The following is a 26,608-nucleotide window of genomic DNA, read 5'->3' on the forward strand; positions in this document are numbered from 1 at the left end:
CACGGCGGAGCCCAGCGGAGCGGACAGCGGCCGGCACGGCGGAGCCCAGCGGAGCGGACAGCGGCCGGCACGGCGGAGCCCAGCGGAGCGGACAGCGGCCGGCACGGCGGAGCCCAGCGGAGCGGACAGCTCACCTTTTGCTTTTCTGGGTTATGAATGGCGAAAATGCCAAGAAACGGTGAATCGCGAGCGGGTTTAATCTAGGTTTCGGCTCAAGCGATTCAATCCGAGAGAACTCAAACAAAGTTGAGTATTGACGCGCCGTCGAAATGTGATTGTCAAGCGCAAAGCGACAATCGGACGCGAATTGATGCAAGTGTCGAATTCGAGCCAAGTTGATCAACGGCGAGTGCGCAGAAGCGGGCTGTGACCGTGACCAAAGGGGCAGCGAGAGGTGGGCAGTGCATGACGATCAGACGGCGGGAAGTGGGGTACGAACGGATGGCGACCATCGCAGTCAGGGTGACCACGGGATCACGAGTGACGACAGGTGACCACCCACCCAAATCGACTGTTCATGTGCCTGCCGGCCACCGAGTCGGGCGTTACATCGGTAGCCCCTGCGGCCCTGGTGACCAGGCACTTCGCGGAGTCGGAGGGCTACCGCTCTAGCGGGCAGTTGAATCGGACCGTCGTCCGGTAGGTGACCAGGACACTGCAGAACGATCACTGACCGTGCTGTTGATCTACTAGTTGGTCACTCGATGTGGTGACGGCAGCTCGTCCTAAGTAGAAATACGCTGCACCGGGTACCCCGTTTGACGTAGCGTTGACAACCTTGACACTGATCAACCGAAGGTGGCTGATGGCGGAGACGATGATACGCCTTCTGGTCGGAAAAGGAGGCGATTCTCATTTTTGAATGTCAGGGCTCGCCTGTGCCGCGGGGGCGGGGTGTAGGCGGGCCATCGCGAACAAGTATGGGGGGTGTACATGGTAACGGGGGACGCTAGATACCTAGCGCGGTCGCGGGATCTCCGCCACGTGCTGAACGGTGAATGGATCACGCACATTCTCGTGGCGTTGAGCGCTGGTCCGCTGCATTACAGCGAGCTTCATGCAGCCATTCAGGAAATGACGACGTTCGATCCGTGGACCGGGACCGTACGCAGGATTCAGAGCCGGGCGTTGGGTCGCACCTTGCGGCGGATGGAGACCGCCGGTCTGGTGGACCGGGTCGAGGAGCGGACGTTCCCGCGGTCGGTGGTGTACTCGCTGACTCCCGCCGCCGCTGATCTGCTGGTCCGGGCGCGGCCTCTGATCGATTGGGCGGAAGAGAACCTCGATCTGATCGAGCAGCTGCAGAAGGCGCCGGACGACGGCGATCAGCCGCAGGACGACGACGAACAGCCTGACTGAGACAACGCTGCGCTGGCGGAAGCCGTTCAGCTGGCCGCGGCGTTGTCGGTGGAGACCGACCGCCGGGTGCTGCCGCGGCGCTGGAGGAAGTCGGCGAGGTTGAGCGTGTCGGCGGTGGGGCGTTGGCCGATCTCGTCGAGTGTGGTGGTCAGCAGCGCGAGGGTGCGGGGGATAGCGGCGTACTGGTCGAGGCGGGCTTGGGTGCGGATGATGTCGCGGTAGACGCCTTCGTTGTAGCGGTCGAGCTTCCGGGTGCGTTCCAGCAGCGTGAGCATGGTTTCTGGGGCGCTGTCGCCGTGCGCGCGGATCAGGGCGCCGAGCGCATCCAGGATGTCGCGCCTGGTGGCCTCGCGGAACGGTTCGATCCAGGGCACGAGCAGGTCTTCGGCGAGGTCGCCCTGGTAGAGCTCGACGGCGTCGTGCAGCTGGGCCTGGGCCTCGGCGTCGGGTGGGCGGGGCGCCTGCAGGGCGTGCTGGAGTTGCCAGTAGTCGATGCCGACGAGTTCGTCGTTGAGCTGGTAGCGGCCATCGTCGTTGAGGACGAGGTTGGTGATCAGGCCGTCGGTGGCGTCGGTGAGCGCGCGGCGCAACATGGACAGGGTGTTGTGGAACGAGTTGTACGGCCGCGGCGGCCGGCTGTCGGGCCAGACGGCCTCGTTGAGGACTTCGCGGCGGACGCCGTGGGGGTGCAGCGCGAGGTAGACGAGCAGTTCCCGCTGTTTCGGTGTCAGCGCGCCGCTGAGCTCGCGTTCTCCCTCGTCGCCGCGCAGGGCCAGGTGCAGGCGTCCCAGCACGCGTACGACCAGCGGGCGCTGCGGCGCTGCCCGGTCACCGTTGTTCGGTTTGTGGGGTTCCTCGGCGGCCGGTGCCTGGTCGGGGGCTGGCTTGACGTCCTCGGCGGCCGTGCGGCGGTCCTCGGTGTCGTCGTCCGGGGTGGCTGAGGCCGGGCCCTTCGGCTGGACGTCCACGGGGATGGGCTGGACGTCCAGCAGTTGCAGGCTCGGAACCGGTGGGGGCTGCCGGTTGTCTTCCTGTTCCGGCGGGTGGGTGGATTCGAGCTGTGTCATCTCGTCGACCGAACGTTGCTCGGGGACGGGTGGCGTGCGTACAACGTCGTGATCGTCCGCGGGCGGTAGGTGCTCGTCGCCGGTGAGGCTGCTGGTTGCGTGGTCGGATGTGGCCAGGTCGGCGCAGCCTTCGGCGTCCCGGAGCACGGCAAGAAGCTCGGTGGCGTCGGTGGCGGGCAGGCTGAACAGGCGTGTGTCTGCGAGGGCGTCGCCGAGGCCGGGGCTGGTTGCGCTGATGGTGCCGTCGTGGCGGACGCGCACTGTCGCGCCGGGGCGCCACTGGCCGAGGAGCACGCCGGCCAGGCCGAGGGTGGAGCCGTTGTCGAGGACGGCCTGCAGGCGCCGTTCGGCGTGAGGCGCGGGGCTGACGAGCAGCACGAGCGAGGTCGGGGTGAGTTGGGATTCGGTCTCCTCGATGGCGTGGCGAGTGCGGGTGAGCAGGGCCGCTTCCATCTCGTCGAGAGCGGCGTCGAGCGAGGTGACGACGTGGACGGTGGACGGCAGGTTCTCGACGTCGGCGCCGTCGAAGACGAGGTGCAGGTCGTCGGCGGGCACGAGCACGCAGATGCCCTCGCCGGGCTGCTGTTCGGTGAGCAGGTGCAGCAGGAGCGCGCGAGCAGCGGCGGGCGCGCCGGGACCGGCCAGGCCGAGCCCGCGGGTGCTGGCGAGGTTCAGGGCAAGTTCGTGACCGCGCCGCACGCCGACCCTCGCCGGTACCGGGACTGGTTTGTCGTCGGGTTCCAGGGCCCCGGCGGCGGTGATGTGGATCCGCGGTGGTGCCGGCGCGAGGTCGACGAACTCCACGTCGTCCCTGGGCCGCTGGTCGTTGTCGTCGTGGTCGTGCGCGGCCCGCAGGGCGCGGACCACGGGCGCGATCGGGCGCTGCAGGTCGGCGCGGTCGCCGCTGCCGATGCGGTAGCGGCGTCGGCGCCACATCCTGGCTGACACCGTGGCCGCGGTGATGGCTCCGGCGAGGCCGAGGCTGACGAACACGCCGGTCAGCAGGTCCAGGCCCGGTTCAGCGTGGTCTTCGCGGTGCTCGCCGGCCTGGTCCGGCGTGGCCGGCGCCGGGGTCGTGTTCGGTGCGGGCTGCGTTGAGGGTGGTGTGGTCGGCGCGGTGCCCGTCGGAGGTGGTGGTTGCTGGGGCGGCACCTGCGGCTGCTGCTCGCCGGGGAGATGCTGTTCGGGTGGGGCGGGGATGTAGGCGGTGATCTTCCAGCCGGGGCGCACGAGGTTGGGCTTGGTCAGCGCGTGGCCGTCGGGCTGCTCCACGCCGCGGTTGAGCTGGAACAACTCGGGCCAGCGGCTGCCGCCGCCGGGACCGTAGATGCGTTCGGCGACCCGCCACAGGCTGTCGTAGATCCCGTCGTGCGGCAGCCGGACTTCCTCGGTGACCTGGACCATGCCCGGCGGGGCCGGCGCTGCCCGGTCGACCACCAACGTGGTCGCCGGGACGACGGCGATCTGCGGAGCCGCGGCGGGCGTGACTGGGCCTGGGGTCAGCGGTGCGACGACCGCGACGGGCGTGAGATCGGCGGTCAGGTCCGCTGTGGTTGGGGTGGGCGTCGTGTACGGGGTCCGGTTGCCGAGCAGGGTCAGCACGATGGTGCCGATCAGTGCCGCGGCGAGCCCGTGCAGCGGGCCGGGTGGGCGGACCTGCGGCCAGGTGATCCCGCGCGCCGCGTCGATGGTGCAGCGCAGGACGTCGAGCGCGAAGAAGAACCAGGCGATCCAGCACAGCACCGCCAAGGTGTTGAGAAGGAATTGCGCGCTCATCGGGTTGAGCAGCGTCGCCTGGATCTCGTCCCAGGTCGGCACGTGGTCGGGCAGCGGCCAACCCACGAAGTGCACCAGGGCCCAAGGCAGACCCGCCACGAGGGCGAGCAGGACGACGAACGCGAGTAGCCCGCGCACGAACCGGAGGCTGGCGGCCAGCGCCCACCAGCCGGGCTGGCCTGTGCTCGGCCGTATCGGCTTCCGGCGGGAGAAGTGCGAGTGTGCGGTCACGACGTACTCAATTCCTTGGAACGTGCAGGTTTACGACTCCGCGGTCGCCACCCGAGACAGCGGCGGACGCTGAACGAGCCGGAGCGGCGATGTCACGTCACCGCCGCGGGAACCCGGCTGGACGTGTCCGCCGCGCCGCTGCGAGGCCCGGTGAGCTCGGGTGATGCGGACGTCTGGCTGGCCGGCGGTGTCTTCGCTGTGGTCTGTGTCCCGCTCGCGTCGCTCTTGGTGGTTGGCGTGCTGGCGGTGGAACGCTTGCGCTTGGGGCGAGTCGCTTTCCGGCCGTTGAGCCACTGGGTGAGGTCGGCGGCCGGTACGTCGGTGAACTTGGCGAGCTCGTCGACGCCGATGACGTCGCTGGACTCGGCGAGGACGTCCCCGAGCTCTCGCTCGATGTCGCCGAGTTTCTCGGCCACTTCTGCCCGCAGCTGTGCGAGCTCACCGACGCGCTTTGCCGCAGCGGCCCTCTTCGCGCTGCGGGCCGCGTCGGCTTCCTCGACGCGGCGTTCGATCTCTTCAGTAGTCGCCATCCTGGTCTCCTTCCGCGTTGTGGCACTGAATTGGGTACGAGCGTGTGGAGGTGGTCATGGGAGTACTCCGGAGATTCCGCGCTGTGGCTGGGCTTGCCCGGTTGCGGTGACCGTGATCGAGCCGATGCTGACCAGTCCGAGCAGCTGGGTTGGCTGGTTGATGCTGACCGTCACGTTGACGGTGTTGCCGGCGACCGACACGGTGCCGGTGTGGCCCGCGGCGGCGAGGTAGCTGTGAGCGGCTGCGCTGGCTTGTTGGGGAACCAGGCGCAGCGTGCCGTCGGCGCGGTAGGCGGCCAGGTCGATTTCCTGGGCGCCGGCCCGCGCGGCTTCCTGTGCCTCGCCCATCGCGCGGACCTTGGCGGCCAGCGCGAGCCCGCCGTCGAGCACGAGCCCGGCGAACAGCAGCGCGGCGAGCGTGATGATGACGACGAATGCAGTCACCCGACCGTCCTCGTCCTTGCGTAGCCGGTGCGTTCGGCGGCGCAGCGATGCGGCCCATCTCATGGCGCACCTCCCGCCTGGGCGTTCGGGGAGGTGCCGCGCCACACGTCAACTGGGGAGGAGAAGCTGGATTCGAAGGTCCGACTGCCGGGCACACTGAGCGAGGTCAGGTCACCGAGGCCGACGCTGCAGGACACGGTGACGGTCACCGTGGAACCCGGCTTGAGACCCTGGGTATCGGTGGACACCGACAGCGACTGGCAGCTGATTCCGGCCGAGGCCAGGGCTGCGCTGGCGGTGGCTTGGGCGTTGGCAGTGGCCTGCGATGGGGTTCGGGCCAGGGTGGCGGCACGGGCGGCTTGGTGCGCGACGTCGTTGATCCGCAACTTGGTGTCGGCGAGCCGGCCGCATAACACCACGAACAACAGCAGCAGGATCAGCAGCGGAGTCAGTAGAGTGAGCTCGGCTGCGGCGGAGCCCCGTTCGTCACGGCGCAGCGCGCGGATTCGCGCGCACGCCGAGCGTGCGAAGGCGGCAACCCACGGGGACGCGGTCATGGGGCCACCGCCCCGGTGCCGGTCGGCGGGGTGAATTTCTCAACGGGCCCAACGGCTTCGGCGTGAACCGTGAAGGTCGCGAACGGAATCACGTTGATCACTGTCCCGGTGATCGTCACGGATGCCTGGGTTGGTCCCCGCTGGACGTTGACCGAAGTTCCTTGCAGCGGACCACTTCCCAGTTGCGTGAGGATTCGTTGCCCCTCGGTGTTGCCTGCGGCGGAGCTGCCGCCGTACACCCGTGCCGCGGACAGTGCTTCGGATGCTGCGGCTTGGGCGATGTGGGTGGCGTGCATGTACAGGGCGAACTGCGCGATCAGCAGGATCAGCAGCAACAGCAGCGGCGTGGCGATGACGAGTTCGACCGTGCCGGCGCCACGCTGATCCGTCCGCAGCCGGCGCAGCGCCGCCTGCACGCGTGTCCGGCGTGGACGCTCGCGTGTGTTCGGCGTGCGGGGTCGGCTGTGGCGTCGAGGCATCGTGGTCACCGGCCTACAGGTTGATCCCGTTGGCTTTCTGGGTGACCTTGATGACGATGATCGCGATGACCGCGATGGCCAGCGCCGCCAGCAGGGCAGTGACCACGACCGCTTCGGTCGAGTAACCGCCTTCGTCGCGGCGCAGCCGCTCCAGCTCGGCCCGGATGCGGGCCATGAGGATCTGAACTTCGGTGAACATCAGCTTCTCCCCTGTGGTTCGGGGTCCGGTATGGACAGTTCTTGTGGAACTCAGAGACCTCCCAGCACGCTCGCGAGTGCAGGGAACCCGATGAAAATCAGGAATCCGCCGAACAGCATCACCACGGGAAGGCTCATTCGTTCGGTGGCGGCCTGGGCTTCGCCCTCGGCGTCGGTGAGCTCGCGCGTGCGCAGCGCGGCGGCCTTGGCCGCGAGGCTGGCGCGCACGCGGGCGCCTTCGGTGCCGGCGAGGCTCACCGACGCGGCCAGCTCGGACAGCTGGTGCACATCGAGTTCAGTACCGAGCTGGCCGAGGGTGGACCACGGCGTGGTGCGGGTCAGCTTGGCGGTTACGAGTGCGCGGCGCAGCTGTTGGAAGGCCCAGCCTTTGCCGATACCGACCGCGTCGGACAGGGCACCGTCGACTCCGGCGCCGCCGGCCAGCAGGACCCGGATCAGGTTCAGATAGGCCGACAGCGCGTGCCGGAAGGTGGAGCGGCGCCGCTCGGCTTCCTGCCGGACGCTGATGTCCGGCAGCAGGAACCCACCGAGCGCGAACAGCAGACTGGCGACCGCGGGGACTTCCCAGCCGAGACCGACATCGGCCACGACGAGCAGGAGGTGCATCAGGATCGGCAGCAGCAGCCCGGTCAGCGCCAACGTGGCCTTCTCGGCCAGGTGGTGTTCGATGCTCTTGCCGGTGACCGCGAGGTCGTTGCGTAGCTTGCGGTTGGGCAACCCGAGCGCGGCCAACGGTTTGATGAACGGACGGCCCACGCGCAAGGCCCAGCCGTCGGAGTCCGCGGTGAGGATCGGCGGTGGCGCGGGGGTCGCGTGCAGCCGGTCGACCAGCGCTCGCAGCGGCGGCCGGGGCGGGAACACGTAGACCACCAGCGCCCACAACCCGACGCCGAGCCCGGCGCCCCACAGCAACGCGCTGATCATGACGACGCCCCCTTCCCAGTGAGCAGGTCATCGACGTCCACGTCGGCGTCGTGTGGCCGGATCGTGGCCAGTTCCGTGAGGAAGCGCTCAGGCTCCCGCAGCCGCGCAATCCTTGCCAGCCAAGCAAAAGAGGCAGCGAACAGCGCGCCGACGAACAGCAGCATGATCTGGCCGAACGCGGAGTCGTACGGGGCGAGGTAGCCGCGGTTGAGCAGCACCAGACCAATCGCGAAGGACAGCGTGGTGATCACGATGACGCGCACACTGGTCCGGGTGCGAGCGCGGCCGGCTTCGACCCGCATCCGCATCGACGCCTGCTCGCGGGCCTCGCTGGCCAGTTCGCCGAGCAGGTCGGCCAGCTGGCGGGCCTGGTGCTCGGCAGCCAGCACGAGCGCGGAGATCACCAGGTCCGCCGTGGGGTCGCGCAGCTGGTCGGCGAGGTGACGCAGCGAGGGCGCGAGGCGTTCGCCGCGTTCCAGCCGGACGGCGAGCTCGGTGATCTCCTCGCGGATCGCCTCGGGGCAGGCTGGGGCGGTGGCGAGGATGGCCTGTTCCAGACCGGCTGCGGCGACCAGGGTGTCGCGCAGCATCTCAGTCCAGCCGGCGATTGCCTCGATGCGTTCGAGGTGGTGCTTGTGGTCGACGTTCGAGCCGAGGATCCGCGGCAGGCCGACGACCGCGAGGGCGGTCAGGATGGCGGCGACCACCCAGCCGGTGACCGCGCCGACGGCCAGGCCGGCGAGCACGGCCACGACCAGCCACCCGACCCGCTTGCGGTCGTGCCGTGCGGCCAGCCAGGCGCTCAGCCGCGACGGCGTCGCCGCGCGGGCAGGCCGGCCGCGCAGTCCGGCAACGATGAGCAGGACCCCGACGGCCGCACCGGCGCCGAGCAGGCCGAACAGGGCGGCGGTCGTGGTCATGGCGTCCACCACCCTTCGCGCCGCTCGAACAGGTCCGGGTCGTAGCCCGCCTCGACGAGCAGGTCGACGGTGTCGGTACGTAGCGGTGCGCCCGGTACGGCGCGCAGGTCCGGGCCGGGGCGCCAGACCTCGTTGCTGATGATCTGGGCGCCGTCGGCACCGACGACTTCGCGGATGGAGGACACGACGCGCTTGCTGGGGTCGTCTCGGGGCTTTTCCAGGTGCACCACGAAGTGCAGCGCCGCGGCGACCAGCAGGTTGGTTGCTTCCATCGGCAGCCGCTCGGGGCCTTGCACGGCGTAGGCGGCGAGCTTGGTGAACGCGCCCTGGCTGGAGCTGCTGTGCAGGGTGCCCATGCTGCCGTCGTTGCCCATGGACATGGCGTTGGTCAGCGGGATGACCTCCGGGCCGCGGACCTCGCCGACGATGACCCGGTCCGGCGACATGCGCAGGGACTGCCACACCAGGTCCGACAGGGAGATCTCGCCCTGGCCCTCGATGTTCGGTTCGCGGGCCTGCAGCGCCACCACGTCCGGGTGGGCGTCGGCGTCCTCGCCGAGGCCGAGCTCGAAGACGTCCTCGATGGTGATCAGTCGCTCCCACGGCGGGATGGCCGAGGCCAGGCCGCGCAGCAGCGTGGTCTTGCCGATCGCCGTGCCGCCGGTGACCAGGATGTTGCGCTTGGCCCGCACCAGGGCTTTCAGGAAGCTCTCCAGGGCGAGGTCGATGGTGCCGTTCTCGCGCAGCTCGGCGAGGGTGACCTTGGCGAACCGGTGTCGCCGGATCGATACCGACGGCCGCGTGGTGACCGCCATGACGGCCGAGACGCGCTCGCCACCGGGCAGCTGGAAGTTCACGATCGGGCTGCCGCGGTCGAAGCGGCGCTCTTCCACCCCGGAGCGGGTGGCGAGGTCGCGGATGAGGTCGATCAGCTCGGTGTCTGAGCCGACTACCGGGGGCAAACGGTTGCGGCGGCCGTCGGCGTACTTGACGAAGACGCGGTCGCCGTTGATGTTGATGTTTTCGATGTCGGTGTCGGCCAGCAGCGGTTCCAGGCCGGCCAGGCCGAAGACCTCGTCGAGGACCTGGCGGATCAGTCGCTGCTCGACCTCGGGCGCCACCAGCATCCCGCCGGTGGCGGAGTTGCGAAGTTCAGCCTGCGCGTGCGCCTCGGCCGCGTCGGTCAGGATCGCCTCGGCCAACCGGCGGCGTTGTGGGGCGTCCATCGGCGGGCGGCCCGCTGTTTCGTCGGCCCGGATGCGTTGGCTGAGCTGGGTGGACAACTCGTCGCGCAGGTGCTGGCGTAGCCGTTCCACCGCGGCGGCCTCACCGGCGGGCCGGTGAGGGAGCTCCGCCGGTCCAGGCAGGGGCTGGGCAGCGACCGGGTTCGGGCCAGTGCCGTTGTTCGAGGTGGTCAGGCGCGGGTCGCCGAGGCCGGGCCGGGTCATGACGTCGCTCCGTTACGGGTCTGCGGCCCGAGCGGTTGCAGTGCCGCGCCCGAGACCGGGTCGCCCGGAACGGCCACCCGCAGGTGCGGTGCACGAGTGCCGTTGCTCGTGGTCGGCGCGTGCCAGTGCGCGTGAATGTTGAGTGCGATCTTGGCGGCGGCGCGGCCGAGCGCGGACTTGTCGGGCCCACGTCGACCCGTGCCCTGGCCGCACAGCACGGCGGCGCCCTTGTCGTCGCGCGGCACGCGACCCATCACCGGGATGCGCAGCGCCTGGGAGACCTCCGCGGTCGGGTAGCCGTCGCCGACCAGGACGAAGCACGGGCGGCGCGACCACTGCTGGGCGGCCTGCAGTTTGAGCGCGACGTGCGCGAGCTCGTCGTCGTGGGGACGGGCGACCAGCAGCATCGCATCCGCGCTGCGGATGATCGGGAACGCGGGTGAATCGGGATCAACCCGGCCGCAGTCGGCGATGACCGTGGTCTCCGGCTGGTCCGCAGCCCGCCGCAGCGGCGAGGACGGCCCCGAGGCCAGCACCGCCAGGGCGGCGCGAGCTTGTTCGGCGCCGACCGGACCGAGCACCACCCGCAGGCCACCGGGGAGAAGCTGGGTGTGCTGAGCGAGCAAAGTCGGGTCGGCGCCGCCGCGGCCTCGCGCCGCCGCGGCCAAGCTCACCAGGCCCGGTGAGTCGGGCAGCCGGAAGCGGGCCATGAGGTCACCGCCGGCTGGGTCGGCTTCGACCACGATCGGATCTTCCTGTCCCGGCCAGCGGGCGCCGAGCGCGGTCGCCAGGGTGGTCGCGCCGGGCGATCCTTTGAGTGAGCAGACGGCGATGAGCATCAGCGGCCTCCTCCCGCGATCGCGACCAGGCTGAGTTGCCCTGCTGGGGCTGAGGCCAGCGCGCGAGCGTCCGATTCGGACATTTGCAGTGACACCACCGTGGTCTGCTCGGTATCGCGCGTGGCAATACCGGTCACCACCGCGGTCCACGACGACGTCTGTCCGGAGCCGGTCGACGTCCCTGTCGTCGTGCCCTGCCCTGGCGTGGTGAGGACCGCGACGGTGGTGCCGGGCGACAGGTCGGGCGGGAACTGTCCCGGCTTGAGCCCCACAGCGGCGATTGCCTTGCCCTGCGCGGGAATCTGCGGTGTCCCGAGGACAGATCGGGTCATGAGCGAGCCAGCGGGCAGGCTGAACGCGACCGGTTGTCCTACCACTGTGGACGCAGCCGATGCTGGCAGCACGTCCATACCGGAGTCCGCCGCCATGCTGACCTGCTTGAGATCCTGCGCGGTGAGGATCTGGCCTATGGCAACGGGACGGGCCAGCGCGAGAACGCTTTCCCGCTCGCCCAGCTGCATTCCGGCGAACACACCGCCGGCCGCGCACACCAGAACCAACAGGACACCGAGTAGCAGGTAGGGCACGCTGCGGCGCCGACCGCTGCCGCTCAAGCGCGAAGGAGTCTTGCCGTCACGGCCAGCCCACGCGTTCGGCGACGCCGGCTTCTGCGTCGTCGTGTCCGTGCTGGTCGAACCTGCGGTAGTGGTCACCACCGACCTCCTTCAGGCATGACGCCATCGCGACGCGTCGACTCGGGTGTTCGACGTGCCTTGCTCTCAACAGGGTTGTTTCGTTGTGCACGCCCGCCCTCGTGAGGCGGGAGGCTTCGGTTCAGCCGGTCGCGATGCCCTGGCTCTCCGCCACGCGGAACGCCACCGACGCCGAGGTCGTCATGTTCGGGAACGTGCCGCCCTGGCCAGCGCCGGACCACGTCACGGTCCAGTTCACCGTGGCGGTCACCGGGAACGCGTCGGCGCGCTGCCCGGCCGAGGACGTCTTGTAGGTGTAGCCGCAATCCGGCGAGGCGCTCTTCGGATCACCACCAGCGGGGAACGGCGAGCCAGGGCCGGTGCAGGTCACCGAGCCACCGTCACCCATCGACCACGTCACCGAGGTCGGCCTCGCGACCGCGGTCACCGACACGCCCGGCACGGACGCGGTAGCCGAGACATCGCCCCAGCTGCTGCGGTCCAGCCACAACCAGGTCGGCAGGCTAACCAGCTGGTCACCAGCAGGGTTCGCCGCGATCTTCGGAGCAGGCAGCCGCAACTGGTTCCGCGCCTGCGCCGCGAGCTCAGCCGGCGACGGCAACGGCACCGGGCCAGGCTGGCCGTCCGCGATCCACACCGGCGGCCGGTACAGCGCATCCGCGAAACCGGGCCCAGTGCACTTGTAGACGTACCAGGCACCCGACGGCGGCTGGGCCTGTGCGAACCGCGGCTGCGCGACCGCGAACTGCGCGGTGGCCGGCTCGCGCTGCGGCCGGTACACCGCGGGCACCGCGGTGACGGCACCCGACTTGGGCGGCACGTGGAAGGCCGCCGGCTGCGCGCCTCCCGGCGGCGGGCCCTGATAGTCACTGCGTTCATAGCCGCACTGGGCCAGATTGTTGTTGCCGCCGATGATCGTGTCGCCGTTGGCGTTGGCCTGCCCCGTGCCGGGATTGGTCTGGCCAGGGTTGCTGGGCTTGCCGTTTCCGTTGCCCTGGTTACCGGTTCCAGGCCGAGGGTTCTTGCCTGCGCCGAGCTCGCAACCAGGGTTGGGGTACTGGCTGCAGTCGGTGAATCCCCAGCCGCCGTCCGCGAACGCGGGTACCGCGGTCGCCACGAGCACGGCCGCAGACAGGCTGGCAACGACTCCTAAACGTTTCAACACGAGCCCACCGCCTCTACTGCGAAGCGGGTGACCCTCCACGTGCCGTCCTGCTGCTTCTTGACTTCCGCGGTGATCGAGCGTCGCCCGCCCGGTGTGTCGTTGACCAACTGGCCGTTCTTGTACTTGAGCCAGCCGCTGTCGTCTCCGCAGTCCGAGATCATGACCGTGGTGGGATTGTCCGGTGGTTCCACCTTGGACACTTCGGGGTTCGTCTTCGGCTCGCCCTTCGTCACCACACCATTGAGGTGGTCCGTGTACAGGCTGCGATTGATCACCCCGAGCGCGTCGCCGGTGGCGTACTTCGCGAGCTCGGGCGACTGCCAGTCTCCGGTCTCACCGGCCTTGGCCATCTGCCGCCACATGCCTGTGTAGGCAGCCGTCGCCTGCTGACGCGCCGCGTCCGCCGGAGAGACCGACGACGGCGGAGCGCTGGTCGTTGGTGGCGGCGTTGCCGCCCCAGTCGTGCCCCCAGGCGTCGAAGACGGATTCGAACTACAGGCCGCCAACGTCAGCGCAACGAGTCCAACAAGAGCCAGTCCCACCCTGCGCCGGCCGTTGCGGCCGTGTACGTTGCCCCCGACCACGTGCACCCCCTCGGATCTGCGAAAATTCCTTTCGATCTAGTGTGGTACTCCTCACGTCTACCTGCCGCCCCCTAGGAGACCGCAATGTCCCTATGAAGGGACACAGGTGTCGGAACAGCGAAAACTGGTCAAAGTTCACCCGAATGGGCTAATGACAGCGTGTCCAAATGGCGCTGCGTAGTAGGTTCACTACACCGGAAAGCCGTAACCAGGGGGCTACAGGGGGTAGATCGTTGACGAACTCTGTCACTCGTGCGAACCGACGAGCGGCACGAGATTCACGGTGACGCCGGTCAGCATCGCCGGTTGGGGCCTGGTAGGGCTCGTACTTGCCAGCATCCTGCGCATCGCCGTCCAACGGAGTTCGATCCTCCCAGCGACGTGCGATCGGCTGGCGCCACCAACCGTTCTGGAAGTAGTCACCGCCGCCCTGTTCTCGGCGCTGGCCTGGCGCATCGGCGCGGAACCTGACCTGTTCGCTTACTCCTGGCTCGCCGCTGCCGGTGTCTTGCTCGCCGCGGTGGACTGGAACTCCCGCATGCTGCCCACCAAGCTGATCTGGCCCAGCGGAATCATCCTGGCCGCGCTGTTCAGCCTCGCCGCCGTCCTCAATCGCGATGCGTACCCGCTCATTCGCTCCGCGGCCGGCATGCTCGCGCTACTCGCGTTCTACGGAGCGCTCTATTTCCTTCAGCCTGGCCAGCTCGGCGGCGGAGACCTCCGACTCGGCGCCCTTCTGGGCCTTGCTCTCGGGTGGGCAGGCTGGTCGGCGGTTCTGGGCGGCACGCTGTTCGGTTGGTTCAGCGCTGCCGTCGCTCTGCTCGTGCTGCGTATCGCTCGGCGATCGAGGACTGGCCGTGACGTGCCGCTAGGCCCGTTCCTGATCATCGGAGCCTTCGCGGCGGTGCTCATCCAACCGACGAATTGACGGCGTCCACGGGCGGTCTGTCGACCGCCGCTTGGTAACGCATCTCCAGCGCTGGAGCCGGGCGTGTCACTCGGAATAGTCCGTGGCGCCTGTGGCGAGGGCATCGTGCGCACGGGCCAGTCGCTGCGCCATGTCGGGCCGCAACATGGCCTTCGCCTCGGCAAGTTCGACGAACGCGAACTCGCTGATCTCTGGATCGCAGATGCTGATGGTCTCCACCTGCGTGGCAGACAGCGTTCCTCCATCGAAGATGAACACCAATTGGTCATCCCACGGGCCGTGAGGTCCGATCCAGTCCAGAAGTAGGACGCGGCCAGCGAGCACGGTGAGCCCGAGTTCCTCGGCCAGTTCGCGCTCGCCCGCAGCCTTCGGCGGTTCATTGCTTTCCGCCATGCCGCCAGGCAGGTCCCAATTCTCCTTGTAGGTGGGGTTCACCAACAGGATGCGTCCGGCTTCGTCACGGATCAGCAGGTCGGCGGCCACACGCTTGCGAGCCTGCTTGGCGTTGCCCTCCGCCAGGTAGGCGAAGCGGGCCTCGTCGTCGGTCATACCGGCCACGATGACACTGGTAGCCCGAGATATCACCGTGAGAGGGGTACCGCGCACCCGCCTCCGGTCAACTGCTTCAAGTGGGCGCCAGTTATCACAAATCGCCCCGTGGTGTCTCGCTTTTTTGCGGCCAGTACCCAGAGTATTGCGCGGTTTCACCCATTCGGCACAACCGTGCTCGATCGGGATTTCCGCAGGTCATGACACCTGCCGCCCCGTGCACGCCCCATGGCCGCCACGCCCGCGCTCTGGTTCGTGTCGGGCCGCGGACGTTTAGCTGCATTGGCGGGTTCGCAGCGGCTCTACCAGCACCGTTGCCGCTAGAGCCCGCCGGTCGCCCGGCTTGGCCGAGCGAACGACTAAACGCTCGACGCTATGGGAGTAGCAGAAGTTCGGGACATAAGTAAATCGGGACTCGCTGAGTATCGGAGTAGATGATGAAACTCTCCCAGCGATTCGCGGAACTTTCGGTTCCGCGATGCCCACAAGCAAAGCTCGCTGTGCCGCGTTTCCTCGTGCAGCCGGTGTGGGTACGGAGTTGGGCCACCGCACGAGGCGGTGACGCACGATGAACGACCGCGGACCTTGGGCGGTGACGTGCCGCGATGTCGCCGGCCGCTCTCGGAGCCTGACGGTGATCGTGCGCGGCTCGGAGGTCGTAGTGGTGGCGCCCGCGGGTGAGGCAGCCTCGCTCGACGCTGCCGAGGCCGAGCAGTTCCGCTCCGTCTTCACCAAGGCCAAGGAGGTGGCCGCCACCCCGGCCCCCGGTGGACTTGGCGCCTCCGAGGAGACCGGCACGGCGAGCACGGTGAAGCAGTACAGCGGCGGTCATCCCCCAGCCGTCGCGGGGCGCCCTGCTTCACCGCCATGTCGCGGCGGAATCACGACCCCGATACCTGGTTCCGCCGCGATCCCCGCCCTGCGAGGTGAGATCGCATGATCCCACTTGCCCCGGTGATCACCGCGATCGCCGCCGTGGTGTTCGTCAGTTGCCTGCTGTGCCGCGCCTTCCGGCAGCGCCGTCGTTCCGATGCGACTTCCACTGGCAGGCACCGACCTGCCAAGTTGCCGCGCGTCGGAAGGCATTGGCGCGAGCCGGACCAAAACCCGTCGCCGGTACTCGTGCACGCGCTGAAGACGGTTGGCACACACGGCCTGGGTTTCATTCGAGAAAGCGAAGCCGCATGAGGTGGCCTACATCAAGGCGTCGCATAAACCCGGCACTTCCCAGGCAGTTCCGAGCATTGCCTGACGTTGCCTGACCTGAATTGCCTCGCCCGCCTGTCGTCCGGCGCGATCTCGCGCGGTGTCACCACCGCCTCCTCGATCACGGCGGAGCTGGGGTTTTCCCGTTGAGGCACTCCGGCTCCGCCGCACCATCCCTTGCAGTAAGGAGCACAACCATGACCACCGCCACAGCAGCTGACGTTCAGCAGCGTGAAGCGGTTCACGAAAGTTCGCAGTCGCAGTACACCAAGTTTCTCAGCTGGCCGACCACCATCGAGCCGTCGACCGGCGAAGTTCGGCTGCGTCTGGGCGACACTGTGGACGCGCTGGTCATGCGGGCCGGGCTCGGCGACGAGGTAAACCATCAACTCGTCCAAGCGATTCTCACGGCCCCGATCATCGTCGTGCCCGGCGTACCAGGCACGAAGCCCGACGACTGGATCTTCCTGACTCAGCCCCGCACGCGCATGCGGGAGTCCACCATCGCCGACCTGGTGTCCATACAGGTCGGTTGGTATGAGTCTGATACGACGATCCCGTTGCCCGCCTTCGGTTGCACTGAAGGCGGACTGCGCTGGCTGGCGTGGCCCGAGGCCGGTCTGGAGTTGCCGACCTGGGGTGTCGTCGTCGGTGCTGTCCGGCGCACCTTGTCACGGGCGTGGTGAGCATGTCGACTGCCCAGGCCGAGCGCCGGCACCCCGAACACGTCGTCGTGATCGCCTCCGGCGGACTGGATTCGACGGTCCTGGCCTACTGGCTGGCGGCCCGACACGCCCGCTTAACGTTGCTGTCGTTCGACTATGGACAGCGGCATCGTATTGAGCTCGATCATGCCGCCGAGATCGCGCAACTGCTCGACAGTCCACACCGCATCATCGACTTGACCAGCCTGGGCGCGTTGCTGACCGGATGCGCGCTGACTGACGCCTCGGTGGCAGTACCGGACGGGCACTACACCGATGAGTCGATGGCTGCCACGGTGGTGCCCAACCGCAACGCGATCATGCTCGATGTCGCCGTGTCGGTCGCCATCGCCGTCCGGGCCGACGCGGTGGCGTTCGGCGCACACGCCGGAGACCACACGATCTACTCCGACTGCAGGCCCGAGTTCGTCGAGCGGTTCGCCCGCAGCGCGCAGGCCGCCAACGAGGGCCTACTCGTGCCGGACTTCCAGGTGCTCGCACCTTTCCTGACCCTGTCCAAGACCGACGTCGTACGGCTCGGGGAAGCACTGGAAGTGCCGTTCGCGCGAACGTGGTCGTGCTATCGCGGTCAGGACGTGCACTGCGGCACCTGCGGGACCTGTACGGAACGGCGGGAAGCCTTCCGTGGCAACGACATCACCGACCCCACCGTGTACCGGGCCGCGTAGAGGGCGTGACGACCGTGGACGTAGACGCTTCCGGAGCCGGGCCTGAGCGGGGCCGTCTTTCCTCGGGTCACAGCTCGCGCGTGTTGGGTTGCGAGCCTGACGTCAGTGACCGGGGGATCGTGCCTGCCGCCCAAGCGGCGCCGACGCTAGCGCACCGCCGCGCCGCGCCGCCACCCCGCCGCGCCGCGCCGCCACCCCGCCGCGCCGCGCCGCCACCCCGCGGCCCGCAAGCGCACTCGCTGATGCCGATGCTGGATGAGAAGCACCTGCGAACGGCCTTGCGGCAGTGCGGCCGGCGCACCTCGGCGCCCGGCGTGGACCGGATGACCCTGGCGGAGTTGCGTCGGCGCTCCGGTGAACTGCTGCCTCGGTTGGCAGACCAACTGGCCGATGTGGTTTTGAACGTGTGATGCGACGTCACTTGTCCGCGACCTGTGACGGCACTGCCGGTGAGGGGCGGGTTGCTGTCAGCGAATTTTGACGTCACTTGGGTCTTGCGGTGGCAGCATCGGTGTGCCTCGAAGTGAGGAGTGTCGATGCCGGGCATGTCGAAGGTCGAGCTGTACGCCGCGATCCGGCGTGACGCGCGCGAGGGCATGTCCGGCCGGGCGATCGAGCGCAAGCACGGGGTCGGCTGGCGCACGGTGCGGCGGGCGCTGGAGTCGGCGTGGCCGCAGCCACGGAAGAAGTACCCGAAGCGGCCGTCGAAACTGGACTCCTTCAAGGCGGTGATCGATGAAATCCTGCGCGCAGACCTGGACGCGCCGCGGAAACAACGGCACACCGCGAAGCGGATCTTCGACCGGCTGATCGACGAGCAGGCCATGACTGACGTGTCGTACCAGGTGGTCCGCAGCTACATCGCGACCCGGCGCCCACAGATCCGTGCCGAAGCCGGGCGGGGACCGGTGAACGTGTTCGTCCCGCAGACCCACCACCCCGGGGCGGAAGCCGAGGTCGACTTCGGTGAGGTCGCGGTCCGGCTGCGCGGAGAGCAGGTGACGTGCTTCCTGTTCGCGTTTCGGATGTCCTTCTCCGGCCGGTCGGTGCACCAGATCTACGCCACCGGCGGCCAGGAAGCCTTCTTCGAGGGCCACCTGCACGCGCTGACCACGCTGGGCGGGGTCCCGACCGGTGTCGTTCGCTACGACAACCTCAAGGCCGCCGTCGCCCGGGTCCTGGGGTTCTCCCGGCAACGGGTCGAAACCGAACGCTGGACCGTCTTCCGGTCGCACTTCGACCTGCAGCCCTTCTACTGCCGGCCCGGCATCGAGGGCGCCCACGAGAAGGGCGGAGTCGAGGGCCAGATCGGCTGGTTCCGCCGCAACCACCTGGTCCCCGTCCCCGAGGTCGACTCGCTGGCCGAGCTCAACGGCATGGTCGACAAGTGGGACGCCGACGACCTGTCGCGACGGATCGGCTCCCGCAGCCACACCATCGGCGAGCACTTCGCCATCGAGGCACCGCTGCTCAAGCCGCTGCCGGCCGAACCGTTCGAGACCGGCCGCTGGTTCACCCCGCGCGTCGACCGCTACGCCCAGATCCCGGTTCGCACCAACCGATACTCCGTCCCGGTCCGGTTGATCGGCCGCCGCGTCCGGGTTCTGCTCAACGCCAACGACTTGATCGTCTATGACGGTCGGGTCGAGGTCGCCCGGCACGAGCGGCTGCTGGCCAAGGGCGGCACCCGTCTCGAACTGGACCACTACCTCGAGGCGATGGTCCGCAAACCCGGCGCACTGCCCGGCGCGACCGCGCTCGAGCAGGCCCGCTCGGCGGGCAAGTTCACCCCGGTCCACGACGCCTGGTGGGCCGCGGCCCGCAGAACCCACGGCGATGCCGCCGGCACCCGCGCGCTGATCGAGGTCCTGCTGCTGCACCGCCACCTGGCCCACGACCACGTCGTCGCCGGATTGGCTGCCGCCCTGCGGGCGGGCGCCCTGACCGCAGACGCGGTCGCACTCGAAGCTCGCAAGGCCGCCGAGCTCGAAGTACCCGTCACCGGCGGCGCGACCGCCGAACCCGGCACGCCCGAGCAGGTCACCTCACTGACCCGGCGCCGGCTGGCCCACCTGCCACCCGACCCGAGGCCGCTGCCCTCGGTCGCGGTCTATGACCAGCTGCTGCACCGACATCGCACCACCACCGGCACCGACGAGGAAGGGACGACTGGACCATGAGCACCACCCGCCACCGCGGCCTGACCGAGCAGGCCGCCGACGCCGCCGTCGACCAGGCCTGCCGGATGCTGCGCCTGCCCACCATCCGCACCCAGTTCCCCGACATGGCCGACGCGGCGGCCCGTGAGCAGATGTCCTACCGCGGGTTCCTCGCCGAGCTGCTCATGGCCGAGTGCGACGACCGAGCCCGGCGCCGCTCCGAGCGCCGCATCAAGGCCGCAGCCTTCCCGCGGGAGAAGTCGTTGCGCGCCTTCGACTTCGACGCCAATCCCAACGTCGACCCGGCCGTCATCCACACCCTCGCCACCTGCGAATGGGTCAAGAAAGGCCTGCCGCTCTGCCTGATCGGCGACTCCGGCACCGGCAAGTCGCACCTGCTGATCGCCCTGGGCACCGAGGCCGCGATGGCCGGATTCCGGGTCCGCTACACCCTGGCCACCAAACTGGTCAACGAGCTGGTCGAGGCCGCCGACGAGCTGGTGCTGTCCAAGACGATCAACCGCTACGGCCGCGTCGACCTGCTCTGCATCGACGAACTCGGCTACATGGAACTTGATCGCCGCGGCGCCGAGTTGCTCTTCCAGGTACTGACCGAGCGCGAGGAGAAGGCCTCCGTCGCGATCGCCTCCAACGAGTCCTTCGGCGGCTGGACCAAGACCTTCACCGACCCGCGGCTCTGCGCCGCCATCGTCGACCGCCTCACCTTCGGCGGCAACATCATCGAGACCGGAACCGACTCCTACCGCCTCGCCCAGACCCGCAAACGCGCCACCAAGTGACGTCAGAATTCGCCGACATTGATCATGCTCTGAGCCCGCAAGTGACGTCGAGATTCACGGGCATCTGACGTCACCAAACACAGTCACGGCCACCGATGGCACCTGGCAACCAGGACCGCTGCGGGAGGTGCAGTTTCCGACCTACACCGGCAAGTCGATGGTGGTCTGCGTCCCCACACTGCTTGACCGGCTCGTACACCGCGCACTGCGCAACGCCATCGAACCGATTCTCGAAGCCCGCGTGCTGCGCGACTGGGTGTCGGGTTACCGACCTCGCCGCAACCGCATCACCGCACTGCGGCACGCCGCGGCCCACGCCGAGGCAGGTTTCCGCGCAGTGGCCGACGTGGACGTGGCCTCGGTGTCCGAGGGCGTCACAGTCGACCAGGTCGCGGACTGGTGTGCCCAGCACGTCCACGACGGCGCCTTCCTCGGCCGTATGCGCACCGCTTTGACCGCGATGCCGCATCCAATCGCTCCTGGGTCGGGACTCGCACCGATGCTGATCAACCTGCGCCTGTCGAGGCCGGACGCGCTGCTGGACGGATTGCGGGTGGTGCGGTTCGCCGACAACTACGCGGTCTTCTCCGCCGACGAGGCAGAAGCACGGGACGCCTTCGCGGTCATCAGTGCCGCGCTCGCCGAGTTCGGGCTCCGTCCCAACGAGTCCAAGAGCCGGGTGCGGCCACGCGCGAACGTCGAAGACCTCTTCCTGATCGGGGGCTGACTGAGGTGAACATCGAGTGGACCGAGGTGCCTGGCGGGACTTGCGCGTTCGGCGACGACGCCCGACCGGTCGAGATCGGTACCTTGCTGTGGACACGCACTCCAATCACCTACGCCCAACTGCACGGCGGACGCACCGGCACATGCGGCCTGCACCCGGTCACTGGCCTCAAGCACGCTCAGGCCGTTCAGGTCGCGCACGCTCTGGGCGGCAGGCTGCCGACCTCGGCGGAATGGGAGTGGATGGCGGCCGGGCCCACGGGCCGCCGTTGGCCGTGGGGCGATCAGGAGTGGATCCCGGAGCTGGCGAACCTGAATGGCTCAGGGCTGGACGCCACGAGCCCGGTCGACGCCCACCCTGCCGGCGCTACCCCTGAAGGACTGTTGGACGTAGCGGGCAACGTGTGGGAGTGGACCGCCCGCTCGACGATGGGCAACGGGGCGGTCCTGCGCGGCGGGTCCTACGCCTCGCACCCGCTGTACGCACGGTCAACGTTCCTCAACGCCGCGCCCGCCGAGCTGGCCTCGGAGGGCATCGGGCTTCGGGTGGTGCGCCGACCATGACGCTCGCCGCTGCCATCGAGCCCGAGCAGGGCTTGGTCATCGTCTCTTGCAGCCGCGAGAAGCTCGTCACCACCGACCCGACTCCGGCGCTGGAGCTGTACCAGGGCGCGCTGGTGCCTCTCCTGCGCGAGCACCTGGCCTCCGACTACCAAGCACGGATCAGGATCCTCTCCGCGGAACACGGTCTGCTGCACCCCGAGGACCTGGTCGGCACCTACGACCACAAGCTGCGCAGCCGCGACGAGGCCGAAGCCCTCCGGGCTCGGGTGGCCTCGCGCCTGGCCACCGACCTGCGCGGCAAGGCGCTGCGGCAGGTGCTGGTGGTCCTTGAGCCGCTCTACGTGATCGCCGCCGAGTGCCTATTCGACCACGTGCCGCCGCTGGAGTTGACGTTGTTGCCGGAACCGACCGACTGGTTGAGCGCAAGCGCAGGGCTGTCCCGGTGGGGCTGGCTATGACCGACAACTCCGTGCCGCTGCAGGAGGAGTTGCTGCGGCACGGCAACAACTACAGCTCCAGCACCCATGCCTGGGAGGCCCTCGCCGACGGGATCAGCTGGCACCAGCCCACCCCGTCGGACTGCTGGCTGGCGTCCGCACGGACGATCTCGGTGGTCATCCCCGCCCACCAAGTCGGTTACAGCCTGCCCACGGTGCTCGACGCCCTGGACGCTCAACACCACCAGTACGAGTTCGAGGTCATCGTCGTCGACGACGCCAGCACCGACGACACCGCCCAGGTCGCCGCTCGGCACCGGGTGGTCGATCGGCTGGTGCGGCTGCCGCAGCGGATGGGCGCGGCCACCGCCCGCAACGTCGGCACAGCGCTGGCGAAAGGGCAGACGGTGCTCTACCTCGACGGCGACATGGTGATCCCTCCACACGTGATCACTGACGTCGCTTCCCGCGCCACCGACACCAGCGTGCTGGTCGGGTTCCGCCACAACCTGCGCTACGAGGTCCACTCCCAGGAGCCGGCCATCCTGGGGCGCATCCCGAACCTCGCGGCCGACCACCGCGTCGTGTGGCGGCCACCGCCGAACACCGTGCTGCCCTACAGCGGGATCACGCTGCCCGAGCCGCTGGACGGCCGGCCACTCGACGACACCCACGACTTCATCGACCTCGGGTACGGGCAGTCCTACTACGACTGGGACCTGCCCCGCATGGTCGTCACCGCCCTGGTCGCGGTACCGCGCGCCGCCGTGCTGGACGTAGGGGGTTTCGACGCGGAGTTCGGCCGCCTCGGGTGGGGCATGGAGGACACCTACCTCGGAGCGTGCCTGATCGCCGCCGGACTGCTGGTCATCCCGCTGCGCCAGGTCGTCGGCTTCCACCTCGACCCACCGGACGCCGCCGAGCAGTGGCAGCACAAGCTCGCCGGCTGGCCGCGCACCCTCGCCCGCTACCGCGAGCTGCTTGACCTGCCCGCCCCGCGAGGCCGCACCCAGGACTTCATCGCCACCTTGAACACTCTGCTCACCCACTGCGAGGTACGCCCATGATCACTTCGACCGCGACTACCGGCCGCGCTTCGGCGCGCCGGAGGGTCGGCTGCGGCACGCGCGGCGGGACCGGTGTCGTCTACGACCCACTCACCGGCCTGACCCACCGAACCGGCGAGCCGACCCTGACCGGGCGCGCCACCCTAGCCAACGAGAGCATCGCGGCCTTGCCCGAGGTACACCCCGGTGGGCTGGGCGACGTGATGCCGGTCAGCGTGTGCTGGTCGCCGATCGTGCGCTGCAACCTGGCCTGCCCGCACTGCCTGGACGACAAGTCCGTCCCGGAGCTCGGCCGCGGCGGGCGCGCCGAGGTCGCGGCCAGGATCGCGGCCTCCGGGGTGCTCGGCGTGGACGTCTCAGGCGGTGAACCGCTGCTCATCCGGGACCTGCCCACCCTGCTCGATGTGCTGGTCGACGGCGGCTGCGCGGTCAGCGTCACCACCAACGGTACCCACTTGCCCCGCCGCGCCGAAGCCCTCGCCCGCCGGGTGGACGCGATCAGGGTCAGCCTCGACGGCCCGGACCCGCAGCAGCACGACCGCTGGCGCGGTGAGGGAAGTTTCGCCAAGGCCGTCTCCGGCATCCGCGCCGCCCTTGCCCACGGCATCCCCACCCAGATCCAGGCTGTGCTCATGCGCTCCACCGCCGCTGGTCTGCCCGCGTTGGTCGAGCTGGCCGACCGGCTCGGCGTCCACGGCGTGACTGTCCTGCAGTACCTGCCCTTCGGCGAAGGCGCCTCCCTTGCCAATGCCGAACAGGTGCCCGATGAGGAGGCCCTCGACCTGGTCGGCGCGCTCGGCCCCGCCCCGGTTCCGGTTCGGTTGCGCACCCGCGCCGACGCGGCCGGATTCACCGTTGTGCGCGCCGACGGGCAGGTCTGGCGCAACGCCCCGGACAGCACCGCCATCGCCGCCCTGCGCCCGCTGACCGGGCCGGTCAGCCTGGCCGTGACCGGACGGGACGGTTCGGCATGACCCGCACCGCACAGCGTGTGTTCGAGCACCAGCGCATCTGGCGGGTCACCCCCGAGGCCCTGAGCGATGCCTGCCTGCTGCTGTTCGCCACCATCAGCCGCGACCACCCGAAGGTCAACCACCTCATCGGCATCGCCAACGGCGGCGTCGCTCCCGCCCGCGTCCTCGCTGGCCGTCTCGGAGTGAAGCCCCGGACCGTGCAGGCCCGGCACAACGCCGACGACGGCCTCTACCGCCAAGCCACCGGCAGAGTCACCGTCGACTTCGACGCCTTCCGCCGCACCCTCGGCCGCCGCAAGCTCGACGGCACCATCCTCGTCGTCGACGACATATGCGGCAGCGGCGCCACCCTGCGCAAGCTCCGCAATGTGCTCACCCCGGTCCTCGCCCCGGACGCCCGAGTCATCACCGCAACGCTGTGCCTGAACACCGGTGCCGAGACCTGCCCGGACTACTCGGTGTGGACCGTGTCGGACTGGGTCAGCTTCCCGTGGGAGAAGCGCCCCGACCAGCCGACCACCGACATGCCGATCCCGGACCGGGTGACCAGCCATGCTTGACGCCATCAAGCCGCTGACCGTGGCATTCGTCCTGGCGTCCTACACCCGTGACGCGCCGGCTGGGATGGAACGTGCCACCGCCGCACTGGCCCGCGGACTGCGACAGCTCGGGCACCGCGCCCTGACCATCACCGCCGTCGAACCCGATCCGACCAAGGACGAAGTGGATGAGGACTTGGTGGTGCTCGGCTCAGTCGGCGTCGCCTTCCCCGCCGACGACGACGAACTGCGCGAGGCGATCAGCACCCACGGCCAAGACAAGATCATCGCCGCCGACCTACGCGCCCTCTTCCGCCACCACCGCGTCGACATCGCCGTCTACGTCGACGCCCTGTGGGGACTCGGGCGCCTTGCCCCAGCCTGCTTTGGCGTGCGGACGGTGCTTGCGGTGCATGTCGTCGGCCACGACCAGGACCTCGTGCCCGGTCTGGAACGTGCCGACGCGGTGATCGCGCCGTCGACCACGGTCCTTGGCCAAGCCCACGACCGGGGTTACGACAGCACCTGCTGGCAGACCGTGCCCAACGCGCTGCTCGTCGACCATGGCGCGCCCGACGCCCGCCAGCGCGAGGTGCTGCGGCAGGGCGGGCCGGTACGGGTGCTGGCCCGGCTCGGCCCGGAGAAGAACGTCCGCGCCCTGCTCGACGTCGGCCGCCTCGTCGACCGCGGCATCGAGGTCGTCCTCGCCGAGGCCGGGTTCGAGCACGCTGCCGGTGCACAGACGGCCGAATATCGTCGCTGCGCCCACTCTGCCGCCCACCTGCTGATGGGCAGCATCCGCGACGGCGGCCTGCCGTGGGATCAGGTCCAGCCGTGGCTGGCCGACGCCGCCGTGGTCATCGTGCCCTCGATCAAGGAGACCTTCGGGCTGATCGCCCTGGAGGCCATGAGCATGGGCACCCCGGTTGTCGCCTTCGACGTGGACAACCTGCCCGCCCTCATCGGCACCGGGGAGGGAGCGGGCGGGATCGTGGTGCCCCGCACCCACGGCGAGTTCGGGCTGTGGGGTGCCGCCGAAGTCCTCCTCGACGATCCGGTACGCTACGCAGCGCTATCACGGGCTGCGTACTACCGCTCGCGGGACTATCTGCCCACCACAGTCGCCCATGACTTCCTCAAGGCGGTGCGGTGATGAACGATGTCCCTCTTCTGCTGGTCGACGGCCACAACCTGCTCTGGCGCGGAGCCTTCGGCTTCCCCGCCGCGATCCACTCTCGCGACAAGACCCGCGACCTGACCGCCGAGTTCGCCTTCTTCGCGCTACTGCGCGTAGCCATCCGCGAGGAGTTCGCCGCGCCGCCCGAGGTGATCGTGGTGTTCGACGGCCAGCACGGCGCGGCCGAACGCCAAGCCACCGACAGCGACTACAAGGCCAACCGCGTCCTCGACGAAGCCGCGCTCAAACCCATCCGCGCCATCCCGCACGTCCAGGAAGCGCTGACCGCCTACGAGCTGGCGTGGATCGAGATCGAGACGGCCGAAGCCGACGACGTGATCGCCACCCTCGTTGCCCACGTCCGCCGCGACGACCCCGAGCGCCGGGTGTGGATCATGTCCGGTGACCGCGACTTCTACCAGCTCATCGATGACCACGTCCGGGTGCTCAACACCGCCATGAAGCGAGGACGCCGCCACATCGAGCCCGATACCGTGTTCGACCGCTACCGGGTCCAGCCGACCCAGTGGGCGGACTTCCGGGCCCTCACCGGCGACCCGGCCGACAACATTCCCGGCGTGCGCGGTGTCGGGACGGGCACCGCCGCCAAGCTCCTGGCCGGCGGCCTCACCCTCGACCAGCTCGCCGACGCCGGGCGGCTCATCGGCACTAAGGGCAAGGCCGTCGTCGAAGCCTGGGACCGGGTCCTCGGCTGGCGCGACCTGATCAGGATGCGCACCGATCTCGACCTGCCCCTGCTACCTGTCGGCCGCAGCAGCCGGACTCTGCCCACGCCCGCCGAGGTCATCGACAAGCTCGGGCTGTGGTGACTCC

General features: G+C 69.1%; 30 protein-coding genes. 16 read left to right on the forward strand and 14 right to left on the reverse strand.

The features are described 5' to 3' along the window. Positions 1-984 precede the first annotated feature (984 nt). Complete coding sequence (locus ACWEVP_RS34745; protein WP_452066814.1) at positions 985-1,359, forward strand: winged helix-turn-helix transcriptional regulator; 375 nt, start codon at positions 985-987, stop codon at positions 1,357-1,359. 26 nt (positions 1,360-1,385) lie between these two features. On the opposite strand, the gene ACWEVP_RS34750 is transcribed toward ACWEVP_RS34745, so the two are convergent. From ACWEVP_RS34750 to ACWEVP_RS34810, 13 genes are all read right to left on the reverse strand, one after another. Then, positions 1,386-4,340, reverse strand: coding sequence for a BTAD domain-containing putative transcriptional regulator (locus ACWEVP_RS34750; protein ID WP_452066815.1), 2,955 nt, complete (start codon positions 4,338-4,340; stop codon positions 1,386-1,388). A gap of 185 nt (positions 4,341-4,525) precedes the next feature. Next, positions 4,526-4,963, reverse strand: coding sequence for a hypothetical protein (locus ACWEVP_RS34755; protein WP_452066816.1), 438 nt, complete (start codon positions 4,961-4,963; stop codon positions 4,526-4,528). Positions 4,964-5,017: 54 nt separating this feature from the next. Further along, positions 5,018-5,407, reverse strand: coding sequence for a pilus assembly protein TadG-related protein (locus ACWEVP_RS34760; protein WP_452066817.1), 390 nt, complete (start codon positions 5,405-5,407; stop codon positions 5,018-5,020). Positions 5,408-5,466: 59 nt separating this feature from the next. Next, positions 5,467-5,964 carry a TadE/TadG family type IV pilus assembly protein gene (locus ACWEVP_RS34765; RefSeq protein ID WP_452066818.1) on the reverse strand — a complete coding sequence of 166 codons (498 nt, stop codon included), beginning with the start codon at positions 5,962-5,964 and terminating at the stop codon, positions 5,467-5,469. Further along, entirely contained in the window at positions 5,961-6,380 is a 420-nt protein-coding gene (locus ACWEVP_RS34770; RefSeq protein ID WP_452066819.1) for a TadE/TadG family type IV pilus assembly protein, read from the reverse strand. The genes ACWEVP_RS34765 and ACWEVP_RS34770 overlap by 4 nt, the downstream gene beginning before the upstream one ends. Positions 6,381-6,456: 76 nt before the next feature. Then, positions 6,457-6,642: a hypothetical protein gene (locus ACWEVP_RS34775; RefSeq protein WP_452066820.1), complete on the reverse strand. Its 186-nt coding sequence runs from the start codon at positions 6,640-6,642 to the stop codon at positions 6,457-6,459. A gap of 50 nt (positions 6,643-6,692) precedes the next feature. Continuing rightward, positions 6,693-7,574 carry a type II secretion system F family protein gene (locus ACWEVP_RS34780; RefSeq protein ID WP_452066821.1) on the reverse strand — a complete coding sequence of 294 codons (882 nt, stop codon included), beginning with the start codon at positions 7,572-7,574 and terminating at the stop codon, positions 6,693-6,695. A gap of 8 nt (positions 7,575-7,582) precedes the next feature. Then, entirely contained in the window at positions 7,583-8,506 is a 924-nt protein-coding gene (locus ACWEVP_RS34785; RefSeq protein ID WP_452066822.1) for a type II secretion system F family protein, read from the reverse strand. Further along, on the reverse strand, positions 8,503-9,954 hold the full coding sequence (locus ACWEVP_RS34790) for a CpaF family protein (protein ID WP_452066823.1): 1,452 nt from the start codon (positions 9,952-9,954) through the stop codon (positions 8,503-8,505). The genes ACWEVP_RS34785 and ACWEVP_RS34790 overlap by 4 nt, the downstream gene beginning before the upstream one ends. After that, entirely contained in the window at positions 9,951-10,793 is an 843-nt protein-coding gene (locus ACWEVP_RS34795; RefSeq protein WP_452066824.1) for a chromosome partitioning protein, read from the reverse strand. Before ACWEVP_RS34795 ends, ACWEVP_RS34790 begins: the two co-directional genes overlap by 4 nt. Beyond that, entirely contained in the window at positions 10,793-11,506 is a 714-nt protein-coding gene (locus ACWEVP_RS34800) for an SAF domain-containing protein (RefSeq protein WP_452066825.1), read from the reverse strand. The genes ACWEVP_RS34795 and ACWEVP_RS34800 overlap by 1 nt, the downstream gene beginning before the upstream one ends. Before the next feature lie 121 nt (positions 11,507-11,627). Then, positions 11,628-12,629, reverse strand: a complete 1,002-nt coding sequence (locus tag ACWEVP_RS34805) for a hypothetical protein (protein WP_452066826.1) — start codon at positions 12,627-12,629, stop codon at positions 11,628-11,630. A gap of 35 nt (positions 12,630-12,664) precedes the next feature. After that, positions 12,665-13,021: a hypothetical protein gene (locus tag ACWEVP_RS34810; RefSeq protein ID WP_377393699.1), complete on the reverse strand. Its 357-nt coding sequence runs from the start codon at positions 13,019-13,021 to the stop codon at positions 12,665-12,667. Between the two features lie 517 nt (positions 13,022-13,538). On the opposite strand from ACWEVP_RS34810, the gene ACWEVP_RS34815 reads away from it, so the two are divergent. After that, entirely contained in the window at positions 13,539-14,183 is a 645-nt protein-coding gene (locus tag ACWEVP_RS34815) for a prepilin peptidase (protein ID WP_377393723.1), read from the forward strand. 66 nt (positions 14,184-14,249) lie between these two features. Here the strand turns inward: ACWEVP_RS34815 and ACWEVP_RS34820 are convergent, their stop codons facing one another. After that, positions 14,250-14,732 (reverse strand): NUDIX domain-containing protein, encoded by a 483-nt coding sequence (locus tag ACWEVP_RS34820; RefSeq protein WP_377478217.1) that lies wholly within the window; start codon positions 14,730-14,732, stop codon positions 14,250-14,252. A gap of 936 nt (positions 14,733-15,668) precedes the next feature. On the opposite strand from ACWEVP_RS34820, the gene ACWEVP_RS34825 reads away from it, so the two are divergent. The 14 genes from ACWEVP_RS34825 (at position 15,669) to ACWEVP_RS34890 (ending at position 26,604) form a co-directional block, all read left to right on the forward strand. After that, positions 15,669-15,920: a hypothetical protein gene (locus ACWEVP_RS34825; protein ID WP_452066827.1), complete on the forward strand. Its 252-nt coding sequence runs from the start codon at positions 15,669-15,671 to the stop codon at positions 15,918-15,920. Positions 15,921-16,135: 215 nt separating this feature from the next. Then, on the forward strand, positions 16,136-16,624 hold the full coding sequence (locus ACWEVP_RS34830; RefSeq protein WP_452066828.1) for a hypothetical protein: 489 nt from the start codon (positions 16,136-16,138) through the stop codon (positions 16,622-16,624). A 2-nt stretch (positions 16,625-16,626) separates the two neighbouring features. After that, the gene (gene queC, locus ACWEVP_RS34835; RefSeq protein ID WP_452066829.1) at positions 16,627-17,331 is read left to right on the forward strand and encodes a 7-cyano-7-deazaguanine synthase QueC; all 705 of its coding nucleotides are present in this window, start codon (positions 16,627-16,629) and stop codon (positions 17,329-17,331) included. 248 nt (positions 17,332-17,579) lie between these two features. Continuing rightward, positions 17,580-17,741 (forward strand): hypothetical protein, encoded by a 162-nt coding sequence (locus ACWEVP_RS34840; RefSeq protein ID WP_452066830.1) that lies wholly within the window; start codon positions 17,580-17,582, stop codon positions 17,739-17,741. A 135-nt stretch (positions 17,742-17,876) separates the two neighbouring features. Next, entirely contained in the window at positions 17,877-19,511 is a 1,635-nt protein-coding gene (istA, locus tag ACWEVP_RS34845) for an IS21 family transposase (RefSeq protein ID WP_452066992.1), read from the forward strand. After that, on the forward strand, positions 19,508-20,290 hold the full coding sequence (gene istB, locus ACWEVP_RS34850; RefSeq protein WP_452066831.1) for an IS21-like element helper ATPase IstB: 783 nt from the start codon (positions 19,508-19,510) through the stop codon (positions 20,288-20,290). The genes istA and istB overlap by 4 nt, the downstream gene beginning before the upstream one ends. A gap of 127 nt (positions 20,291-20,417) precedes the next feature. After that, a complete protein-coding gene (locus ACWEVP_RS34855) occupies positions 20,418-21,017 on the forward strand; it encodes a reverse transcriptase domain-containing protein (RefSeq protein ID WP_452066832.1) in 600 nt (199 codons plus the stop codon). A 5-nt stretch (positions 21,018-21,022) separates the two neighbouring features. Then, a complete protein-coding gene (locus tag ACWEVP_RS34860) occupies positions 21,023-21,580 on the forward strand; it encodes a formylglycine-generating enzyme family protein (RefSeq protein ID WP_377396491.1) in 558 nt (185 codons plus the stop codon). Beyond that, positions 21,577-22,038, forward strand: coding sequence for a DUF6884 domain-containing protein (locus ACWEVP_RS34865; protein WP_452066833.1), 462 nt, complete (start codon positions 21,577-21,579; stop codon positions 22,036-22,038). Before ACWEVP_RS34860 ends, ACWEVP_RS34865 begins: the two co-directional genes overlap by 4 nt. Next, on the forward strand, positions 22,035-23,084 hold the full coding sequence (locus ACWEVP_RS34870) for a glycosyltransferase family 2 protein (RefSeq protein ID WP_452066834.1): 1,050 nt from the start codon (positions 22,035-22,037) through the stop codon (positions 23,082-23,084). The genes ACWEVP_RS34865 and ACWEVP_RS34870 overlap by 4 nt, the downstream gene beginning before the upstream one ends. Beyond that, positions 23,081-24,058 (forward strand): radical SAM protein, encoded by a 978-nt coding sequence (locus ACWEVP_RS34875; RefSeq protein ID WP_452066835.1) that lies wholly within the window; start codon positions 23,081-23,083, stop codon positions 24,056-24,058. The genes ACWEVP_RS34870 and ACWEVP_RS34875 overlap by 4 nt, the downstream gene beginning before the upstream one ends. After that, entirely contained in the window at positions 24,055-24,618 is a 564-nt protein-coding gene (locus ACWEVP_RS34880) for a phosphoribosyltransferase (protein WP_452066836.1), read from the forward strand. The genes ACWEVP_RS34875 and ACWEVP_RS34880 overlap by 4 nt, the downstream gene beginning before the upstream one ends. Next, positions 24,611-25,750, forward strand: a complete 1,140-nt coding sequence (locus ACWEVP_RS34885; protein WP_452066837.1) for a glycosyltransferase family 4 protein — start codon at positions 24,611-24,613, stop codon at positions 25,748-25,750. Before ACWEVP_RS34880 ends, ACWEVP_RS34885 begins: the two co-directional genes overlap by 8 nt. Next, positions 25,750-26,604, forward strand: coding sequence for a 5'-3' exonuclease (locus ACWEVP_RS34890; protein WP_377396474.1), 855 nt, complete (start codon positions 25,750-25,752; stop codon positions 26,602-26,604). Before ACWEVP_RS34885 ends, ACWEVP_RS34890 begins: the two co-directional genes overlap by 1 nt. The last annotated feature ends 4 nt before the right edge of the window (positions 26,605-26,608 follow it).

The sequence above is a fragment of the Amycolatopsis sp. NPDC003865 genome, assembly GCF_053605345.1.

What these genes read in the sequence shown, in the direction of transcription:
- ACWEVP_RS34755 (WP_452066816.1), bottom strand. Translation starts at nt 4,963, where the DNA reads ATGGCGACTACTGAAGAGATCGAACGCCGCGTCGAGGAAGCCGACGCG.
- ACWEVP_RS34765 (WP_452066818.1), bottom strand. Translation starts at nt 5,964, where the DNA reads ATGACCGCGTCCCCGTGGGTTGCCGCCTTCGCACGCTCGGCGTGCGCG.
- ACWEVP_RS34775 (WP_452066820.1), bottom strand. Translation starts at nt 6,642, where the DNA reads ATGTTCACCGAAGTTCAGATCCTCATGGCCCGCATCCGGGCCGAGCTG.
- ACWEVP_RS34785 (WP_452066822.1), bottom strand. Translation starts at nt 8,506, where the DNA reads ATGACCACGACCGCCGCCCTGTTCGGCCTGCTCGGCGCCGGTGCGGCC.
- ACWEVP_RS34790 (WP_452066823.1), bottom strand. Translation starts at nt 9,954, where the DNA reads ATGACCCGGCCCGGCCTCGGCGACCCGCGCCTGACCACCTCGAACAAC.
- ACWEVP_RS34795 (WP_452066824.1), bottom strand. Translation starts at nt 10,793, where the DNA reads ATGCTCATCGCCGTCTGCTCACTCAAAGGATCGCCCGGCGCGACCACC.
- ACWEVP_RS34810 (WP_377393699.1), bottom strand. Translation starts at nt 13,021, where the DNA reads ATGGCCAAGGCCGGTGAGACCGGAGACTGGCAGTCGCCCGAGCTCGCG.
- ACWEVP_RS34820 (WP_377478217.1), bottom strand. Translation starts at nt 14,732, where the DNA reads ATGACCGACGACGAGGCCCGCTTCGCCTACCTGGCGGAGGGCAACGCC.
- ACWEVP_RS34825 (WP_452066827.1), top strand. Translation starts at nt 15,669, where the DNA reads ATGATCCCACTTGCCCCGGTGATCACCGCGATCGCCGCCGTGGTGTTC.
- ACWEVP_RS34830 (WP_452066828.1), top strand. Translation starts at nt 16,136, where the DNA reads ATGACCACCGCCACAGCAGCTGACGTTCAGCAGCGTGAAGCGGTTCAC.
- queC (WP_452066829.1), top strand. Translation starts at nt 16,627, where the DNA reads ATGTCGACTGCCCAGGCCGAGCGCCGGCACCCCGAACACGTCGTCGTG.
- ACWEVP_RS34840 (WP_452066830.1), top strand. Translation starts at nt 17,580, where the DNA reads ATGCTGGATGAGAAGCACCTGCGAACGGCCTTGCGGCAGTGCGGCCGG.
- istA (WP_452066992.1), top strand. Translation starts at nt 17,877, where the DNA reads ATGTCGAAGGTCGAGCTGTACGCCGCGATCCGGCGTGACGCGCGCGAG.
- istB (WP_452066831.1), top strand. Translation starts at nt 19,508, where the DNA reads ATGAGCACCACCCGCCACCGCGGCCTGACCGAGCAGGCCGCCGACGCC.
- ACWEVP_RS34865 (WP_452066833.1), top strand. Translation starts at nt 21,577, where the DNA reads ATGACGCTCGCCGCTGCCATCGAGCCCGAGCAGGGCTTGGTCATCGTC.
- ACWEVP_RS34870 (WP_452066834.1), top strand. Translation starts at nt 22,035, where the DNA reads ATGACCGACAACTCCGTGCCGCTGCAGGAGGAGTTGCTGCGGCACGGC.
- ACWEVP_RS34875 (WP_452066835.1), top strand. Translation starts at nt 23,081, where the DNA reads ATGATCACTTCGACCGCGACTACCGGCCGCGCTTCGGCGCGCCGGAGG.
- ACWEVP_RS34880 (WP_452066836.1), top strand. Translation starts at nt 24,055, where the DNA reads ATGACCCGCACCGCACAGCGTGTGTTCGAGCACCAGCGCATCTGGCGG.
- ACWEVP_RS34885 (WP_452066837.1), top strand. Translation starts at nt 24,611, where the DNA reads ATGCTTGACGCCATCAAGCCGCTGACCGTGGCATTCGTCCTGGCGTCC.
- ACWEVP_RS34890 (WP_377396474.1), top strand. Translation starts at nt 25,750, where the DNA reads ATGAACGATGTCCCTCTTCTGCTGGTCGACGGCCACAACCTGCTCTGG.